We start from the raw sequence: 18134 nt of genomic DNA, 5'->3' as shown, positions 1-18134 counted from the left end.
CATATCGAATTTATCAGGACAGACCTTTTACCACGTTGGACAGATACTCCTTAAATGCTGGGCCCAGATCATTCCTGCGAAGTGCATATTCTACGGTTGCTTTCAGGAACCCCAGCTTATTACCTGTATCATAACGCTTGCCCTTGAAATTGTAAGCATATACATTGCCGTTATGAGCCATAACTCTGAGTGCATCGGTAAGCTGAATTTCTCCCCCTTTCCCCGGCTTTGTATGTTCTAAAATATCAAACACTTCCGGGGTAATAACATACCTTCCCAAAGCAGCAAGACAGCTGGGGGCTTCTTCTACTTTTGGTTTTTCCACCATGTCGTCTACATGAACAAGGTCAGAGTTTTCCGTAAGATTCCCTTTTATGATTCCGTAGGAGGAAACCTGTTCTCTTTCAACCAGCTGACACCCCCACAATAGTGCCTCCAGTTTTATAATACTGGTCCAGCAACTGACCTAAAGCCGGAGTTTTATCACCATTATAAACAAGGTCATCCCCCAAAATAACGCCAAAAGGTTCCCCATCAATAAAATCTTTAGCACAGAGAATGGCATCCCCAAGTCCCCGCATATGCTGCTGCCGGATGTAATGAACTTTAATACTTGCTACTTTACGTACTTCGTCCAGTAATTCCATCTTGTTGTGCTCAAATAAATGCTGTTCAAGTTCCGGTGATGAATCGAAGTGATCTTCAATGGCACGTTTTGCATGTCCGCTGATTATCAGTATATCTTCAATTCCGCTGTCTAATATCTCTTCCACTATGTATTGAATTGTCGGTTTATCTACAATGGGAAGCATTTCCTTTGGCATCGCTTTGGTTTCTGGGAGAAAACGTGTTCCAAACCCTGCTGCTGGAATAACTGCCTTACGAATTTTCTTTTTTATCCATCCTTATATCTGATTAATAAGCACCACGACTGTGAATTACTGCGAACAATGTGCGCCAGATGAGAATGATATCAAGCCATACACTCCAGTTATGAACATACCAACGATCCATGGCCACCCGTTCCGGATAATCAATATCACTTCGACCACTGGCCTGCCAGAGGCCCGTGATTCCTGGAAGTACCATGTAGTACTCTTTAATATACTGTCCGTACTTGGGCACTTCTTTCTGCACAATCGGACGGGGACCTACCAGAGACATTTCCCCCTTCAGTACGTTGAGAAGCTGCGGCAGTTCATCCAGACTGGTCTTTCGAAGAAAGGCACCACTTTTCGTAATTCGTGGATCGTTTTTCAGTTTAAAATCCCGTTCCCATTCTTCTTTTGCCTTTGGATCTGTGGCCAGAAGTTTTTCCAGTCGTTCTTTCGAATCTACGACCATAGAGCGGAATTTGTAGCAGTTGAATTCCTTTCCATCCTTGCCCACCCGACGATGTTTAAAGAACGCCGGTCCAGGAGAGTCCAGCTTAACCCATACAAAAACAGCCAGCAGAAGTGGTGAGATTAGAATTCCTCCACATACAGTACACACAATATCAAATATTCTCTTTATGATTTGATTTGTCTGAAAAGCCAGATTATTTTTAATATTTAATACCATAATATGGGTATCAAAGAATGATTCTAATTCAGCATTTGACATGGGTACGCCTACCAGATTTGGAACTACACTTACATAGGGAACCAGTGTCTGCGCCCGATAGAGGAGATGATTCAGCTGGTCCTGTGGAAGTCCTGGTGCTGTGATGATTACATCCTGAATTCCCGTCTCAGCAATTACCCTTTCCAGATCGTTAAACCCACCAAGAATTGGATATGTATCGGCATAGACAGACGATGGTTCAAAATCTTCAAGGAAGCCAGCCACCCGATAGTTGATGAATACGTTACTCTTCCCTTCATCAATTGCGGCATCGGCTGTCTTTCCTGCCCCTACAACCAGAACAGGAATCTGAAGTCCTGGCATCTTACGGATACATAAGGCGGTAATGTATTTTTCAACTACCAGGAACAGGTAAACGATGACCGCAAAAAGTCCTACATAAAGACGGGATACCTGACCGGATACCTGGGTAAGGAACATGAGGATGATGGAAAAGGCAATGCCCCCAAGACAGGCCTTAAACAGCTTTTCCAGCATTTGTGCACTGGTGTAGTGCTTGGAATAGATCCCGGCAAATGCCAGTGAAAGAAGGAATACTGCCGGTGTCACCACATATATGTATACAGCACTCACCTGGAATATATTCCCCATGAGGTAATTCCGGATATGAAAAGCCAGCCATTCGGCCAGTAAAATCCCCACATAATCTCCGCAAAGATATATGGCTTTGCTTATAAGGCGAATCATCGAAGCACTGCGAGGCTTCTTTTTCTCTGTATGGTTAATCCACTGCTGCATGCTTTTCTCCGTTGTAAACTAGATATACAAATTTCGATATTTCCATTATAGTCAAATAGGTATCCCCTTCCTTTGAGTTGGAGATACCTATTTTAATTTGTATTCGTATTGCTTTCCAGCATATGGTCCAGTATCTGGACGATTTCGAGTGCACTGTCTTTTTTATCATTGCCACAGGCCTGTGCCATTTGCTTGAGTTTATTTTCATTTTTCAGCAGACCGTCGACTGTGTCCGCCAGTTCATTTTTCCTGATCCAAACGGCACATCCCTGCTCTTCCAGATGCTGGGCATTGGCCCGTTCCTGTCCGGGAAGTGCATTCACCAGAACCATGGGTAGGTTCATAGTCAACGCTTCTGTGCAGGTAAGAGCACCCGGTTTGGTGACAATGAGTTCGCTCTTGCTCATCATTTCTGCCACTTTATTGGTGTAGCTGTGCAAATCCACCGGATGCCGGAGACTTGGCCGGATAGATGCCACTTCTTCATACAGATTGATATTCTGGCCAGTGGCTATGATAAACTGGCTCACGGAATCAATCTTATCCAGACGGAGAAGGGTATCTGTAATATTTCCGAGTCCCAGTCCCCCGCCCATAATGAGCACGGTCCCTTTTTCTTTAGGCCTTGGATTTTTCAGTTCTTCATAGAAGGATTTACGAACTGGAATTCCCGTGGTGTGAATAATATTTCTTGGCACATTATGGGATTCCAGTTTGCGTGCCAGATCCTCTGAAGGGACACAGTAGGCATCCAGATGTTTATACACCCAAAGCTGATGAATGTCAAAGTCTGTGATGACTCCAAGAAGCGGGGTGTTAATATCCCCCTCCTTCTTCAGCAGATTGGCTGCACAGGCCGGAAATGGATGAGTAAATAACAGAGCATCCGGTTTCAAAACGGTAATCAGCCTCTTCATCCGCTTTCGGAAACTCCAGGAAAGAAGACTCTGAAACGTCGCACCTAAATGCCTGTTCTGTGAATTGCTATATAGACTATCGTACATTTCAGGAAATATACGAATCATTTTCAAATAAGATTCTTTTAAGACGTGATCTATGGAAAGAACATCCCGGGACAGGAAATCCAGCACGCGAACCGCATCATCCGGATGCACCTGTTTGATGGTCTCCGCAATAGCCCGAGCCGCCTGAGAATGCCCCTCTCCAATAGAAGCTGTCATGATGAAAAATTTACGTTTCTTCTGCATTTTTCTCCTCGTTCACATTTATCATTTTAACATAAAAGTAAGGTTATGTGCAGGAGAAGATGAGCTGACGCTCAAGGTCGGTGCAAATTCTTAAAAAAATTTGCAGGTCGGTATGAGCCACAAGGCTCATAAGTCGGCATCTTACCATTAAAAGATAGGTTAGAGTTAAGAGGTAGGAAGTCAGAGAAAAAACAGACTTCAGACGGAGCACATCAGCAGGCTTCCCATATTCAAACAAAGTGGAATCAACTATCCACCCGGCAGGTAGCCAGAATATCAGACAGGTCAGACAATCAGACTGGAAGCCTGTGGGGCTTCCTTTCCGACTGAAAGAACTCAGAACATTTGCATGCTTTCCCTTATCCCAACATAGAGGATTCTACTTTCCACCATTCGCCAGCAAAGACCGGGCTGTCAATAGTATGGAAATCAAAGATTTCATAATTCTATGGACTTACAGCCAATGACGACAAGCCCTTGTCGTCATTCCCCCTCTCTCTCCAGAGAGGGAAACGTGTGTATGCTTTCCTTTGGCAGGACTTTTGTATTCTTATCTTTTCATCTGAAAACTGACACCTTAAGTTTTTCGTTTCATTGTCTGTTAATTCTCCTCATCTCCCGCCCCATCCATGCTTGTACTTGTTGTCTTTTCTGCACTGCTTTATTTGTACATTTTTATATATTTCTGTACATTTATTCTACATAGAGGAATCGATGATGTGAGAAGCTCATCTATGCTATACTTTTCCCAGGACTATATTTAAATGGTGGAGGCAAAGCTCATAAATGAACATTTTATATTTTGTAAGACATGGCCAGACAGCATGGAACGATATAGGCCGTTTTCAGGGATCTACGGACGTGCCTCTGAATTTGCTGGGCATTGAACAGGCAGAAAAAGCCGCTCTGGCATTGAAGGATATCCATTTTGATGCTATCTATTCCAGTCCTCTGAATCGTGCACAGGTGACTGCACAGACCATTGCACGTCCTCATCATCTCACTGTGCAGGTTGAACCTCGAATTGCGGAAATCAATTTTGGTCAGTGGGAAGGAATGACTTTTGAAGAAATTGAAAGAAAATGGCCGGGACGAATCAAGGAATTGTACATACATCCTGATACCGTAGACATTCCAGGCAGCGAAACCTTTGCCGATGCAGAAAGCAGAACCATGGGTTTTCTCAATGAACTGATTAGTGCCAACGACAACAAAACCTTCCTCATAGTCAGCCACGGAGCTGCCATCCGAACAATGATTTGCGGCCTCCTCCAGATTCCCCTCGACAGAGCCTGGCTCTTTTCCCAGGGCAATGCCAACATCACCAGAATAGAAGCACTGAAAGACGGAAGGAATATCGTCAGAACACTCAATTCAACGGCACATTTATAATAAGCACATTCAAAAAAGACAGGTTAGAGATACGAGAATTGAGATTTGAGTCAGGACATGGAAAATCTTTATAAAGGATATATGTAACACTTTTCTGCTTTCCCTTATCCCAACATAGTGGATTCTACTTTCCACCAGCCGCAGGCTGGTCCCCCTTTCTCTCCAGAACGGGAAACGTGCTGCATGCTTTCTCTTTGTGGAGCTTTTGCATTCTTACGGTCTTTGACCCTTAGCTCATCAACCATACTTCCCTATGCTCCAACATAGTGGAATCAACTATCCACCAGCCACAGGCTGGTCCCCCTTTCTCTCCAGAAAGGAGCTTCGTTTCGCAAACTTTCCTTTTGACAGCTTTCGCATTCTTATCTTTTATAAAGAAACATTCCACTTTTCCCCTCGAAATCTTCGGATAGAAGATTTTGCCGACTCGAGCCGTAGGCTTGCAGACTTATGAACGCTCTGCGTTTATACCGGCTCGAAAATGGCTAGGCCATTTTTGCCGACAGCAAACAACGTTTGCGGCCTTTATCCTTTCTCTCCAGAACGGGAAACGTTTTGCGGGTTATAGGACAAAAAGTGTTGTTCCATAATTCAATACTAATCTTCAATCAAAGATCGCGATCCTTCGGCTCAAGACAGCAAATCCCTACGGGATTCTAGAGGGCACCTTAACATCAAAAGGCAGAGCGGCAAAAACTTCTATCTAATGGAAGTTTTTGTGTGATAGATATTGCACATAGCTTTTTATATACCAATCACACCGGTCTACGTTCCTACGCTCTAACATAGAGGATTCTACTTTCCACCATCCGTCTTGGCGGATGGTCCCCCTCTCTCTCCAGAGAGGGAAACAATCTGTATTCTTCCTATCAATTAGCTTTCTCATTCTTAACGTATAATGCGAAAACAGGAATACTGCCTTATAATTTATCTTCCTGTTTAGGAGCAAGCTTATGAACAAGTACAGGCAAGCACATCAAACTGCTCCTTTCTGGAGAGAAAGGGGGACCGACAAACGTCGGTGGATAGTTGATTCCAAGTTGTTTGAATAAGGGAAAGCCTGCTAAAATTTTGGCGACAAAAATAAAAGCCTATTTCACCAGTATTGGCAAGGGTTTTGAGATTTTTTTACAACACTTTTTGTCCACCCTCAAAAATCATCTTAAAAAAATAAATGCCAATGAAGCTCGATAAACACTAGCTCCATTGGCATTAAAAAACACACAAAATGTCCTATAACCCGAATTATAATTTTAAAGTTTTACCGCATAAAAAAAGGTAATTGTGATTTTTCACAACTACCTTTTTGCGTTCTTTATATCAGAAGTTAATCTGCTCTTATTCTGCAGATACGAAGAGTGGGTAGAGTGGCTGGTCGCCTTCGTATACTTCAAATTCTGCATCTTCGTATTTAGATTCTGCTTCTTTTACGAATGCCTTGCAGGTTTCTTCATCCAGGTCAGCTCCGTAGTAAACGGAAATGATTTCAGTGTCATCGGTTACGAGCTGTTCAAGGAGATTGAAGAAGGCGGTCTTCAGATCTTTGCTGGTGATTACTTTGTGATCTGGAGCCATGGCCATGAAATCATCCTTGTGGATAATGGTATCGCCTATCTTACTATCGCGTACTGCGGTGGTAACCATACCTGTGGTGATTTCGCCAAGGCTTTCTGTCATGGTTTTTGCGTTATCTTCCGGAGATGCGTCTTTGGAGAATGCCATAGCGGCGGCAAGTCCCTGCATTGGGTCTTTAGATTCGACAATGGTTACCTTGTCGCCTACCCATTTCTTGAGCTGCTTAGCTGCGAGAATGATGTTCTTGTTATTCGGCAGAATGATGTACTTTTCATAGTGTCCGTTTTCCATAGCATCAGAGAGTTCCTGGACGGATGGGTTCATGGACTGGCCGCCGGATACTACGTCACAGCCAAGCTTGGTATAGATATTTCCCCAGCCTTTGCCAGAAACGACAGCCAGAATTCCCAGAGGTTTCTTGGCAATCTTTTCCTGTCTTGCCTTGTTCTTGTGGAACTGGTCAATCATGTTGTCACACTTGATGTCATGGAGAATTCCCCAGGATCCAGCCAGATCCAGTACGCGGCCTGGCTTGCGGGCATGGATATGTACCTTGACGAGGTTATCCCCTTCCGCTACGATCATGGATTCACCCCAGGACATGAGCTGCTTACGCACTTCTCTTGCGCCAATCTTGCATGGGCTGATGATGAATTCTGTACAGTATGGATAGTCAATGGAGAAATCTTCGCCCTTGGCTTCCAGTCTCTTGATAACCGGCTGCATTGGTTTTACATCCACATCGGCCACCTTGCCGGTAAGGCCATTGAGACAGCCAATCAGGAAGAATACCAGCCCCTGGCCGCCTGCGTCGACAACGTTTGCGTCAGCCAGAATCTTAAGCTGCTTTGGTGTTCTTGCCAGTGCTTCTTCTCCGGCTACAATAGCGGCTTCCAGTACCTTGCCAAAGTCTGGTTCTACGCGAATGACTTCACGTGTACCCTTGGCAATGCCTCTGGCTACAGAAAGAATGGTCCCTTCCACTGGTGTGGTAATAGCACGGTAAGCATAGAGGATACCATACTGGAATGCCTTACTCATCTGACGGCAGGTAGCTGTCTTCTTGCCATGCAGGCCTTTTGCCAGACCGTGAATAATCTGGGAAAGGATAACACCGGAGTTGCCTCTGGCCCCCATAATGGCACCGGAAGCGGCTTTTTCAGCAATAATGCCAACTGGTTCATTTTCATCCATGGTTCCAATCATGCTGTACATGGAACGAAGAGTGTTCAGCATGTTGTTGCCAGTATCGCCGTCAGGAACCGGGAATACGTTCAGCTGGTTGATAATGTCATATTTCTGACTCATCAGCTGATATGCGCCAACTAACATATTCTTAAAAAGCTTACCGTCAATTACTGTATACATAAAATCTATTCCCCCAAATTAAGCACTTTCGAAAATAATTCCCACAAGACCGGGTCCAAGGTATGCTGCCAGTACAGCAGTCCCTGTAGAGCAGGTTACTTCAATATCCGGATACATTTCCTGTACTTTAGCCTGAAGTGCCTGTGCTCTTTCCAGGTTCATAATGTGGACAATACCAATGCGCTTGCATGGAGAATGTTCTTCCAGATATTTAACCATACGGGCAATGGCTTTCTTTTCTGTTCTGACTTTATCTAATGCATCTACCTGATTTTCATCATTGATATAGATGACAGGCTTTATTCTGAGAATGCTCCCAATCAGACCGGCCGCCTTTCCAAGACGTCCCCCTCTTCTGAGGTAGTCAAGTGTAGGTACGGTAAATGTGGTATGCATATGCAGCGCAACATCATTCAGCCGGGAAACTATTTCGTCAAAAGGCATCTGGGCTTCCATCATTTCAAAAGCATCCTGAATCATCTGGCGCATGCCGATAGCCGTCGTATGAGAATCAATGACTGCTATGTTCTTGCGACCACTCTGCCGGGCTGCCAGCCGGGCTCCGTTTACAGTACCACTTACCCCTGATGTCAGATGAATGCATATAATGCCATCTTCTTCCGGAATTTCATTAAATACACGTAAAAAATCTCCTGTGGAAGGCTGGCTGGTTGGAATAGCCGTCTTTTCTCTTTCGGAGAATTCAATGACCTGCTCAATGGTAATCTTGTCTTCATCTACATAGTTACCATCGACACAAAGGCTCATTGGAACCACATGGAGATTAGGGTGCTGAGCAAGCATTTCTGGCAGAACTGTAGCTGTAGTATCTGTCACAACATGAATCATTTATTCATCGTCCCTTCTAACTTGTGCTCTTAATTATTTCTGTAAGTTGTATTACTCAACAGGTATTTTTACAACCAGAATATGAGAAAAATAAGTTTCGCCATTTCATGATTATAAAAATACAACACGAAAAGCTTTCGACTGCCTTATGTGCCGGAAAGCTTCACATCTTTCATTGATTCAGCTATTCATGAAATGATTGGTTCAGGTCATACTATTTCACTTTATGCTTTAACTATATCCCCCCATAGCCTGTCAGGTCAAGTTAAAGTTAATAATCAAACATATTACACGATGTACCGTTTCTCCGATTTTATCGTATAATTAGCGTTTACCTTTTCTTTATTTTTCATCATTTACTGGTTTATTATAACACACCTAGTGAGAAAAAACAGATTTTTTATTAGCTGGTGATAAAGCCTGATGATAAAAATTCTGTTTTTTCTGGATTTCAAGAATGACTTTGCATTCTTGGGGCTGTGTGAATTTCATAGAAATTCACAAGGCTGTGGCTTAATATCATATGGCCAAGGCTGTGCAATCCCTTCAAGATTGCAAGGGTGGATACTGCGTATAGCATTTTTTTGTAAAAGAAAATGCAGGCATCAGACAGAGGGAAGGAATTTGCCTGTTTCCGGGAGATAGAGGCCATGGGCATTCCCTTCTATTTTGCAGAGGCATATTCCTCATGGTAACGCGGAGCCAATGAAAATTCCAATGGCCTGCTCAGAGAATTTTATCCTAAGTGTACATTATTCTCTGCCATCAATCAGGAAGAGCTGGATAGAAGCGTGTCATTGATTAATGAAAGACCACGAAAATGTCTTGGATTCAGGTCTGCATCAGAGATGTTTACACAGGAAATTTCTAATTTGTGAGAAGTGTTGCGTTATTTCTTGCAATTCGCCTAATAAGAATCTCTCTTCTCCTCCACTTTAGATCCCATTTGTCCCTTATCTCTGTCCTTATCGTTTAATCGGGATTTATCTTCTTTTCATGCTATAATTACAAGAGGGTATAATTATTTGTAATATTTTTAAGGAGTGTGGGAAAAATGAGGGGAAGTTTTAAAACTCTGTCTGTTTATCAGGATGCTTTGCATCTGGTTAATTTATCTTATGAATTAATCAAGATTTTTCCAAAACAGGAAAAATACAATCTCTCAGATCAACTTCGCCGGGCATGTACTTCTGTGACGTTAAATATCGCAGAAGGAAATGGAAGCCATAGCTGAAATCGCTATAGGGCAAAAAATGATTTCAGAACCCCACTTCCAGAAATTTACAAAACATATCGACACCACACGCTGGAAACTCATCCGCTTGATAAAACGTCTGCAGACAATGGAGCCACAAGAATAATAAGATGAGCCTATCTCACAGGCGGTGCACACCTTTACAAAGTACGCAAGGCTGTAGGAAGCCGCTCAAGCTCTATTGACATTAAAAACAACACTTTTCCTGAAAGAACAGTTAAAAGGAGGAAAGAATCTGTAAAATCAGATTCTTTCCTCCTTTTACGTTATCTATAAGGCCATACGCAGTATCCACCCCCTGTACTTCCCTCCGGGGAGTACACAGCCCTGTCTTTTGATGTTAAGACACCGCCTTATAGGCAGAACGCTTATACAACCTTGTGAATTGTAAGCAATTCACACAGCCCTTGAGCTCATTTATGAGCTCAAAAATACACTTCTGTTACTCCGGCCCCGCCGTTCTGGGGGTTGGCGAGGTGGAATTCGGATACGAAGTTGAGTGTTCGGAGGTATTTGTGGATGCCTGCGCGAAGGCTTCCGGTTCCTTTTCCGTGGATAATCTGTACCGGGGATATGCCTGCCATAAAGGCTTCGTTGAGGAAGCGGTCAATTTCGGGGATGGCTTCATCTACGGTCTTTCCCAGCAGATTGATGCTGGTTTTAACCTGGGTAACCGATGGGTCTACGTATTTTTTACGTCCTGCATGAATACGGGTGGATGCTTTGGGTGTTGGGGCATCGGCACCGCGTTGCGGGAGGAAGCAGTTTTTCTTGTCTACGGTCGCCCGGATGATGCCGCAGAGGACAGTTATTTTCTTTCCGGAAACGGACTGAATGGTGCCATTGCTCCCCAGGGTATCAATATATACGGTATCCCCTACGTTGAATTCTTCTGGCCGTTCACGTTTAGCTTCCAGTTTATTCTTTGGAATACTCATTCCGTTGACGCGGCCGCGTACTTTGCTGATATGGGCATTGAGTCCTTCTCTGTCCATCTGGGATGCTCTCTTCTTCAGGTCTTTAATGATATTCTCAGACTGTACACGAAGGTTTCTCTTGATGCTTTCAGCTTCTTCTCTGGTCTTATCCAGAATTTTCCTTCGCTTTTCAAAGAGAATTTCGCTTTCCTGCTTCAGATCATTCCTCAGTTCTTCTGCTTCTTTTACCATGGATGACAGGCGTATCTTTTCCTTTTCTACGTTCTGCATCTGCTGGTTCAGGTTGGCCATAACGGATTCCATATTGTGATATGGTGAGTTTTCCTTGAGTTTTTCCGCCCTGGCTATGACTTCATCCACCAGGCCCAGGCGTTTGCATATGCTGAATGCATTACTGTTTCCTGCTACCCCAATAATGAGATGATAGGTCGGCATCAGTGTGACTTCATTGAATTCAACAAATGCGTTTTCAATACCTTCCGTCTCATAAGCCAGTTTCTTCATTTCGCTGAAATGAGATGTGATAATGGTGGGTACGCCTTTTTTATAGAGATATTCCGTAACTGCTTCCGCCAGTGCTGCGCCTTCAATCGGGTCAGTACCTGATCCCAGTTCGTCCAGTATAACCAGATCATGGGAATCGCAGGTGCCGAGGAATCCGGACAGCTTGGTGATATAGCTGGAGAAGGTGGACAGGTTGTACTGAATGCTCTGATCATCCCCGATGATGGCATAGAAATGGTTGAACACAGGGAGTGTGGAACCTTCTTTTGCCGGTATGAACAGACCGGCCTGATTCATCAGTGCCAGAAGTCCCAGTGTCTTAATGGAAATGGTCTTGCCGCCTGCGTTGGATCCGGTGATGATGAGTATCTTGTAATCAATACCCAGCGGTATGGATACAGGGACCACCTTTTTCGGATTAATAAGCGGATGGCGTGCCTCTTTCAGGTTTACCTGCCCTTCGGAAGAATACACGGCACGCACCGCATGCATATCCATGGCCAGTGTTCCTCTGGCAAAGATAAATTCAATCCTGGTAGCCAGTTTTGCATTTTCACGAATCGAGTAAGCGGACTTTTTTACTTCTCTGGTGAGCTGCTCCAGAATGGCATGAATTTCCGCCTTTTCACTCACTGCTGCTTCTGCCAGATCGTTGTTAAGCTGAACGGAAATCATTGGTTCCATGTACAGCGTCTGTCCTGTAGACGACCGGTCATGAACAATGCCGTCAAACTTATACCGGTATTCTTCCTTTACCGGAAGTACATAGCGCCCGTTTCTCTGGGTGATAATATTGTCCTGAAAATAGGAGGCCTGATTTCTGTCGTGAAGTATCCGCTGAAGAGAACGACGGAGTCTGGATTTCAGGTTTTCCATCTCGCTGCGTATCCTGTGCAGCTTCGGGGACGCATCATCCCGGATATTCCCGTTTTCTTCAAAAACCCGGTCAATCCGGCGCATAAGGTCATCCATAGGCTGCATGAGCATAGCGAGAGATTCCAGTGCCGGGTACACCATATGCCGGTCGCCTTCAAAGTAATGATGCATACGGCTGTGTGTGGAGAGCGTAGCGGAAAGATCCATAAATTCCTGTGGTGTTGCCGGAATATCTTTTTCCGCCTTTTCCAGCAAAGGCCCCACATCATGGGTTTCTCCCAGCGGTGTGGCAATTTCTTTCTGCAGGCAGATTGTGGCTTCTTCCGTTTCAGTGAGCCATTCCTGGATAACGCTCTGCTCAGAAGACGGCACCCATTCCATGGCCATTTTCTTGGCCAGACCGGAAACGGCACGAGAAGCCAGCATTTTTCTTATTTCATCAAATTCCAGTGTGTGAAGAACCTGTTCATTCATTTACAATACACCTCGTAAAAAGTGACCTCGGGTTATTTCCCCGCTGCTTTCTGCAGAAGGAGCCTCCTTCCGGCCAGAAAGAATGTCCATGAAAGATTTTACCAGTGAATATGCGGGTTCGTCCCCTGCCCTTACATCCACACAGAGGCGGTTTAGCCCTGCATGAACCAGCTTATGTACATAGGGGCGCATATCCAGTATGCGGCTGTTGAGGATGTGCATGTGGCAGTATTCATCGGTCCTAAGCGGGAACATATGCCCTTCTTTATCTTTGAGGAAATAGCTGTCTTTCATACAGACGCCCGGACATTTCTTCTTTTCCCCATTAGTCAGGACAGCTTCAATGGCACAGTATTCAGAAACCATCATCTCGCTTCGTCCATATACGGTAGCTGATACAGGAATCCGGGATTCCTGTGCTATGCGATGAATCTGTGAAATGGTTAGCTCCGGGGACAGAGCCTGTCCTGAGAATCCCAGCTTTTCCACGGTACGGAGTGCTTCTGTATTGAATATATTCAGTGAAGCACCGCCCACCAGGGGTATTCCTTTCATATATTCATCCACCCAGTCCATCTGACCAAGAAAAGAAATTTCCATGGCATCCGGGCGCAGCGCGGTCAGCTGTTTCAGCTGCTTCAGATACCGTTCAGTATGCTTTTCCCGAAGGAGGCGCGGTGCCGCGAAAATAATCTTTGCCTGAGCGTTATGCGCCAGTTCCACAGCCTTTTCATAATCGCTGAGTGGAATTGCGCGATGGTGATAGGATTCTCCGCCAAATACGATTTCTCCGGCTCCGGCACGGAGAGCTTCCTCTACCTGTTCCACAGTTTCCGCGCGTACGGAGATCTGAGGTTTCATGGAAAAATGTGCCTGAGGTACATCGGGCAAATGTACTGGATGGTCTTTAAAATTATGGGTCTTCTGCACGAATTCCTTTTCCAGTATGGCGGTCAATTCTGCAGTTGCCTGCTGTCTCAGTTCATTAAGTACGCTTCTTGGAATCATGCATCCATCATTTTCCAGATGCACGGTTCCCAGAGCAAACGGGGTGTCTCCAAGACGCCCCAGCTGTTTTTCCGCCTCTTCCCGGGTGGTTACCCTTTTAAGGGCTTTCTGGCAAGGAGCCGGGGATTCCAGAGAGACCATATGGTTATCCCGGTCGGTCATCAGCAACTGAAGTGGAGCATCCGGCATAGCATATACAGCAAAATCCACCACCCGTTTTCTCTGAGAATGAGCCGGTGAAATATGGTACTTATCTTCTTTAATCTGCCAGTACACCATGCTGTTTTCTTCCGGCTGCGTTTCCGCCAGACAACTGTACCGGTTTCCCTTATCCCGGAAAATATCCTTTTCCGGAACAAAGATCATGCTCTTATTCTTCCCGATATAGGAAATGCCGAGTATTTCTTCTCTGCCGATACCATAGGTATCCTTAAAGGTAAAGCTGTGATGTTTCGCGGAAAGGACGCGGCCGGCTTCTACGCCGCGGTTCCCCGGGATAATGCCGGTCATCATATCCGCTCCCGGGCGGTCATGATAGTAGGACGCGGTAAATCCACGGTAGAAACGCCGTTCCAGACGTTTTTTCAGGCTTTCCAGATCCGGCTTTTTCCCTTCTTCCACCATATCCAGCGCTGTGCGGTAAGAAGATACTACGTCATACACATATTCCGGGCTCTTCATACGGCCTTCAATTTTTAAGGACGCTACTCTGGAATGGGCCAGACGTTCTATATCTTCCAGTCCGCTCATATCTTTGAGACTGATAAGATATTTTCCGTTCTGCGATGGGAATGGTTCACCGGACGCATTGGTAAGGTTATAGGGCATGCGGCATGGCTGGGCACAGGCACCACGGTTCCCGCTTCGCCCGCCGATGAAGCTGCTCATAAGGCATTGTCCGGAGTAGCAGACACATAACGCACCATGTACAAAGATTTCAATTTCCACATCACAGTTATTGGCGATATATTCTATTTCTTCCAGAGACAGTTCGCGGGAAAGTACGACACGACGGAAATTAAGGGATTCCAGAAACTTCACGCCGGCCAGATTGCTTACCGTCATCTGTGTGCTGGCATGAAGCGGCAGATTCGGAACGATTTCGTGAGCCAGCCGGGCCACTCCCAAATCCTGCACAAGCAGTCCGTCAATGGCAATGGAATCGAGAAAACGGAGATAAGGCACAGCATCTTTCATTTCCTGATCCGCAATCAGGGTATTCAGAGTTACGTATACCGCTACATTACGGGCATGACAGAAATGAACGGCCTCTTCCATTTCTTCGTTTGTGAAATTTCCGGCGAACCGTCTGGCGCTGAATAATTTTCCCCCAAGATAAACAGCGTCAGCTCCTGCTTCAACCGCCGCATACAGAAGTTCCGGTGAACCTGCCGGTGCCAGTATCTCCATTTTTTCCTCCATCTTTTACTATAAAAACAAAATGAGACATTCGCCTGGAATGTCCCATTTATGTACCTTTATAAGGTGTTATTTGTCAGAAAACTCATCAGATTAGTCAGACAGTTCCGGGAACCAGAGTCCGATTTCTCTTGCTGCAGTTTCCGGAGCATCGGATGCATGAACGATGTTTTCATCGATGCAGGTACCGAAGTCACCACGGATGGAGCCTGGTGCAGCCTTCAGCGGATCAGTTGCGCCATTGATCTGACGAACTGCTGCTACCGCATTGTTGCCTTCAATAACCATAGCCAGAACCGGGCCAGAAGTGATGAAGTCAATGAGAGACTGGAAGAATGGCTTACCTTCGTGTTCGCCATAATGCTTCTTAGCGAGTTCTACAGAAACGTTAACCATCTTTACAGCGTGGAGAGCCAGTCCCTTTCTTTCAAAACGGGAAATGATTTCTCCGCAAATGTGTTTTCTTACTCCGTCCGGCTTAACCAGTACCAGTGTCTTTTCTACCGCCATGAGTAGTTCCTCCTTACAATTAATTCATATTTGCTGCAATTTCGCGCAGCTTTTCAATACGCTCTTCCGTAGAAGGATGCGTTGAAAACATATTCTGAAGGCCGCCTTTTCCGCAAAGCGGGTTAATGATGAACAGCCCTTCGGTTTCCGGCTTAGCACCTGGCAGAACGCGATTATGTGCATAATCGTCAAGTTTCTGCAAAGCACTCGCCAGTGCCAGTGGTTTTCCACTGATTGCCGCTCCGGATGCATCCGCCATAAATTCCCTTGAACGGGACAACGCAAGCTGAATAAGGGTAGCTGCGATAGGAGCAACAATGATAGTGAGTAACAGAGCCAGAGGATTCCCTTCCCTGTCATCACCGCGGTGCCCGAAAATAAGGCCCCACTGAGCAATGTTAGCGATATAGCTGATAGCAGAGGCCAGAGATGCGGCCAGTGTCATTACCAGTGTATCGCGGTGTTTGATATGTGAAAGTTCATGGCTGATAACTCCAGCTACCTCGTCACGATTCAAAATGCGAAGCAGACCTTCTGTCACAGCAACCGCTGCATGCTTATCATCTCTGCCCGTAGCAAATGCATTGGGTACATCGGTAGGGATGAGATACAGTCTCGGCGTAGCAATTCCTGCATTATCTGCCAGCTGTTTCACCAGTTTATGTAGTTCCGGCGCCTGCTCAGGAGAGATAGGCTGTGCCCGGTAACTTGCAAGAGCAATTTTGTCAGAATTCCAATAGCTGATGAAATTAATGACAAAAGAAACCAGCAGCATAATCAGTGCACCCTGACGGCCACCAAATACCCCACCGATAGCCATCAAAAGCAAACTGAGCAGGGTCAAAAGCATTACGGATTTGATTCTGTTCATAAAGATGACCTCTCTTTAATATTAAAAAAATGGTCGGAACGACATGATTCGAACATGCGACCTCTACCACCCCAAGGTAGCGCTCTACCAAGCTGAGCTACGTCCCGCCAGTACACTACAAGAATACACATGTTGAGTTTTTTTGTCAAGTTGTGCACCTGTAAAACACGAGCAATACGGGGAAAATCGCACTTTTTCTATTCTTCGCCTCCACCAATCTGACGGACGTCCTTTACTCCTTTCATGTTCTCAATATTGGTAATCAGTTTCTTTATATCGCTCCTGGTTTCCGCGGTTTCAAATGCCAGGGAAATCAATGTCTGCTTCTTTACCGGCAGACCTCTGTTCAGGGTCACTACCCTGTTTTTCCCTTTGGCAATCTTTCGAAGAATCCGGGAGCATACCGCAATGTCATCCACTGTAGTAATGGCCAGGGATACGATGGCATCATCCTGCATATCCAGAGCCGGCGCCACATGATCTTTGTACTTATAGTAGGCACTGCGGCTGATTCCTGTCTTTTTTACCGCTTCATTAATGGTTTCGGCTTCCCCTTCTTTCAGCAATTCCTTTGTCTGAATGGTTTTCTTTATCGCTTCGGATAGTATCTGAAAATCCACCAGATAAAATTGTCGATTCTGGTTTTTCATTCTTATTCTTCCCTTACATCTCTATATGAAATCAGACTAATCTGCTTTTTCTCTATTAATTCCCGGTTAATATCCGCAAGCAGTCCGGCCAGTTCATCTTCCCCATGATATCCCCAGTGGAATGTATCTTCCATAGCCCGGGTATCCGCCGACGGATGACACATGATTTCTGTGATTCCCGGTTTTGTCTGCAGTATGAACTTAGCAAAACGTTCCGGGCTGAGATGCCCTCCGTAGAGCATTCCAAAGAAATGGTCATTGGTCCGGATATGGTTCTTCTTCAGGTCCGGCCTGTGCATGCGGGACAACAGGGATAATCCGTTTTTCGCCGCCCAGCGTATAATATGTCCATCCTTCATGCCGTACAGGACATCTTCATCCGGAACGCGCATGCAGGAAATATGATATTTCTTCGCCAGGTCTCTCGCTATGGGATAAAAGTGCGGCCACATATGCATATGCTGATGTCCATCCATATGGGTTACCGGCAGCCCGGTATTCATAATCTTCTGAATCTGGGCGTCCCATTCCGCATAGACCTCGGAAAGTGAAATCTTCCCTTCCAGGTCCCGAACAATGAGCTTTCCATAGTCATGACAGAACACGCCGTTATCCCAGGTCAGGGACGGCACTTCAGACGGCGGCAGTACAGGCTTAATCCCTCCCACCAGGGTGAGATGGATACCTATGCCCAGGGATGGCATGGACCGGGCCATTTCAACGGCTTCATCAAAGGCATCCCCTCCGGCCATAAGCGATGTGCTGGTGAGAATTCCTTCTGTAGCCGCCTTACGCACGGCTTCATTTACCGCCAGATGGATACCAAAATCATCCGCATTAATAATGAGCTGTTTTTTCATGCTTTCTCCTGTC

At 45.4% G+C, this 18134-nt stretch carries 12 protein-coding genes, 1 tRNA gene and 1 pseudogene; 2 read left to right on the top strand and 12 right to left on the bottom strand.

The window, feature by feature from the left end; all coding sequences use genetic code 11:
- Positions 1 to 13: 13 nt before the first annotated feature.
- The 3 genes and pseudogenes from galU to BLQ79_RS02435 form a co-directional block, all read right to left on the bottom strand.
- Positions 14 to 899: pseudogene (galU, locus tag BLQ79_RS02445) on the bottom strand (UTP--glucose-1-phosphate uridylyltransferase GalU).
- Positions 900 to 915: 16 nt separating this feature from the next.
- Positions 916 to 2364 carry an undecaprenyl-phosphate galactose phosphotransferase WbaP gene (gene wbaP, locus BLQ79_RS02440; RefSeq protein ID WP_234944894.1) on the bottom strand — a complete coding sequence of 483 codons (1449 nt, stop codon included), beginning with the start codon at positions 2362 to 2364 and terminating at the stop codon, positions 916 to 918.
- 92 nt (positions 2365 to 2456) lie between these two features.
- Positions 2457 to 3572 (bottom strand): MGDG synthase family glycosyltransferase, encoded by a 1116-nt coding sequence (locus BLQ79_RS02435; protein ID WP_091363471.1) that lies wholly within the window; start codon positions 3570 to 3572, stop codon positions 2457 to 2459.
- Between the two features lie 786 nt (positions 3573 to 4358).
- On the opposite strand from BLQ79_RS02435, the gene cobC reads away from it, so the two are divergent.
- Entirely contained in the window at positions 4359 to 4964 is a 606-nt protein-coding gene (cobC, locus tag BLQ79_RS02430) for an alpha-ribazole phosphatase (protein WP_091363470.1), read from the top strand.
- Positions 4965 to 6302: 1338 nt separating this feature from the next.
- Here the strand turns inward: cobC and BLQ79_RS02425 are convergent.
- Together BLQ79_RS02425 and BLQ79_RS02420 are read right to left on the bottom strand one after the other, a co-directional pair.
- Positions 6303 to 7907 (bottom strand): DAK2 domain-containing protein, encoded by a 1605-nt coding sequence (locus BLQ79_RS02425; RefSeq protein ID WP_091363468.1) that lies wholly within the window; start codon positions 7905 to 7907, stop codon positions 6303 to 6305.
- An 18-nt stretch (positions 7908 to 7925) separates the two neighbouring features.
- Complete coding sequence (locus BLQ79_RS02420) at positions 7926 to 8756, bottom strand: DegV family protein (protein WP_091363466.1); 831 nt, start codon at positions 8754 to 8756, stop codon at positions 7926 to 7928.
- Positions 8757 to 9810: 1054 nt separating this feature from the next.
- On the opposite strand from BLQ79_RS02420, the gene BLQ79_RS08475 reads away from it, so the two are divergent.
- A complete protein-coding gene (locus BLQ79_RS08475) occupies positions 9811 to 9990 on the top strand; it encodes a four helix bundle protein (RefSeq protein ID WP_091363465.1) in 180 nt (59 codons plus the stop codon).
- Between the two features lie 446 nt (positions 9991 to 10436).
- Here the strand turns inward: BLQ79_RS08475 and BLQ79_RS02410 are convergent, their stop codons facing one another.
- The 7 genes from BLQ79_RS02410 to BLQ79_RS02380 all read right to left on the bottom strand — a co-directional run bounded on the left by BLQ79_RS02410 (position 10437) and on the right by BLQ79_RS02380 (position 18121).
- Entirely contained in the window at positions 10437 to 12803 is a 2367-nt protein-coding gene (locus BLQ79_RS02410; protein ID WP_091363463.1) for an endonuclease MutS2, read from the bottom strand.
- Positions 12804 to 15221, bottom strand: coding sequence for a DUF3656 domain-containing U32 family peptidase (locus BLQ79_RS02405; protein ID WP_159427817.1), 2418 nt, complete (start codon positions 15219 to 15221; stop codon positions 12804 to 12806). It abuts the gene before it with no gap.
- Between the two features lie 102 nt (positions 15222 to 15323).
- A complete protein-coding gene (gene ndk / locus BLQ79_RS02400; RefSeq protein ID WP_091363458.1) occupies positions 15324 to 15740 on the bottom strand; it encodes a nucleoside-diphosphate kinase in 417 nt (138 codons plus the stop codon).
- A 19-nt stretch (positions 15741 to 15759) separates the two neighbouring features.
- A complete protein-coding gene (locus tag BLQ79_RS02395) occupies positions 15760 to 16611 on the bottom strand; it encodes a zinc metalloprotease HtpX (protein WP_091363456.1) in 852 nt (283 codons plus the stop codon).
- Positions 16612 to 16641: 30 nt separating this feature from the next.
- Positions 16642 to 16718: transfer RNA gene (locus tag BLQ79_RS02390), tRNA-Pro, on the bottom strand.
- A 90-nt stretch (positions 16719 to 16808) separates the two neighbouring features.
- Positions 16809 to 17261: an ACT domain-containing protein gene (locus tag BLQ79_RS02385; protein WP_091363453.1), complete on the bottom strand. Its 453-nt coding sequence runs from the start codon at positions 17259 to 17261 to the stop codon at positions 16809 to 16811.
- Positions 17262 to 17263: 2 nt separating this feature from the next.
- Entirely contained in the window at positions 17264 to 18121 is an 858-nt protein-coding gene (locus BLQ79_RS02380; protein ID WP_091363451.1) for a ChbG/HpnK family deacetylase, read from the bottom strand.
- Positions 18122 to 18134: the final 13 nt, after the last annotated feature.

This window comes from Dialister histaminiformans, from assembly GCF_900103425.1.
Taxonomy (GTDB): domain Bacteria; phylum Bacillota; class Negativicutes; order Veillonellales; family Dialisteraceae; genus Allisonella; species Allisonella histaminiformans.
This window is presented reverse-complemented; position numbering and strand designations above follow the sequence as displayed.

Bases quoted from the DNA above. Each gene is read 5' to 3' on its own strand.
- wbaP (WP_234944894.1), bottom strand. From the start codon at position 2,364: ATGCAGCAGTGGATTAACCATACAGAGAAAAAGAAGCCTCGCAGTGCT.
- BLQ79_RS02435 (WP_091363471.1), bottom strand. From the start codon at position 3,572: ATGCAGAAGAAACGTAAATTTTTCATCATGACAGCTTCTATTGGAGAG.
- cobC (WP_091363470.1), top strand. From the start codon at position 4,359: ATGAACATTTTATATTTTGTAAGACATGGCCAGACAGCATGGAACGAT.
- BLQ79_RS02425 (WP_091363468.1), bottom strand. From the start codon at position 7,907: ATGTATACAGTAATTGACGGTAAGCTTTTTAAGAATATGTTAGTTGGC.
- BLQ79_RS02420 (WP_091363466.1), bottom strand. From the start codon at position 8,756: ATGATTCATGTTGTGACAGATACTACAGCTACAGTTCTGCCAGAAATG.
- BLQ79_RS08475 (WP_091363465.1), top strand. From the start codon at position 9,811: ATGAGGGGAAGTTTTAAAACTCTGTCTGTTTATCAGGATGCTTTGCAT.
- BLQ79_RS02410 (WP_091363463.1), bottom strand. From the start codon at position 12,803: ATGAATGAACAGGTTCTTCACACACTGGAATTTGATGAAATAAGAAAA.
- BLQ79_RS02405 (WP_159427817.1), bottom strand. From the start codon at position 15,221: ATGGAGATACTGGCACCGGCAGGTTCACCGGAACTTCTGTATGCGGCG.
- ndk (WP_091363458.1), bottom strand. From the start codon at position 15,740: ATGGCGGTAGAAAAGACACTGGTACTGGTTAAGCCGGACGGAGTAAGA.
- BLQ79_RS02395 (WP_091363456.1), bottom strand. From the start codon at position 16,611: ATGAACAGAATCAAATCCGTAATGCTTTTGACCCTGCTCAGTTTGCTT.
- BLQ79_RS02385 (WP_091363453.1), bottom strand. From the start codon at position 17,261: ATGAAAAACCAGAATCGACAATTTTATCTGGTGGATTTTCAGATACTA.
- BLQ79_RS02380 (WP_091363451.1), bottom strand. From the start codon at position 18,121: ATGAAAAAACAGCTCATTATTAATGCGGATGATTTTGGTATCCATCTG.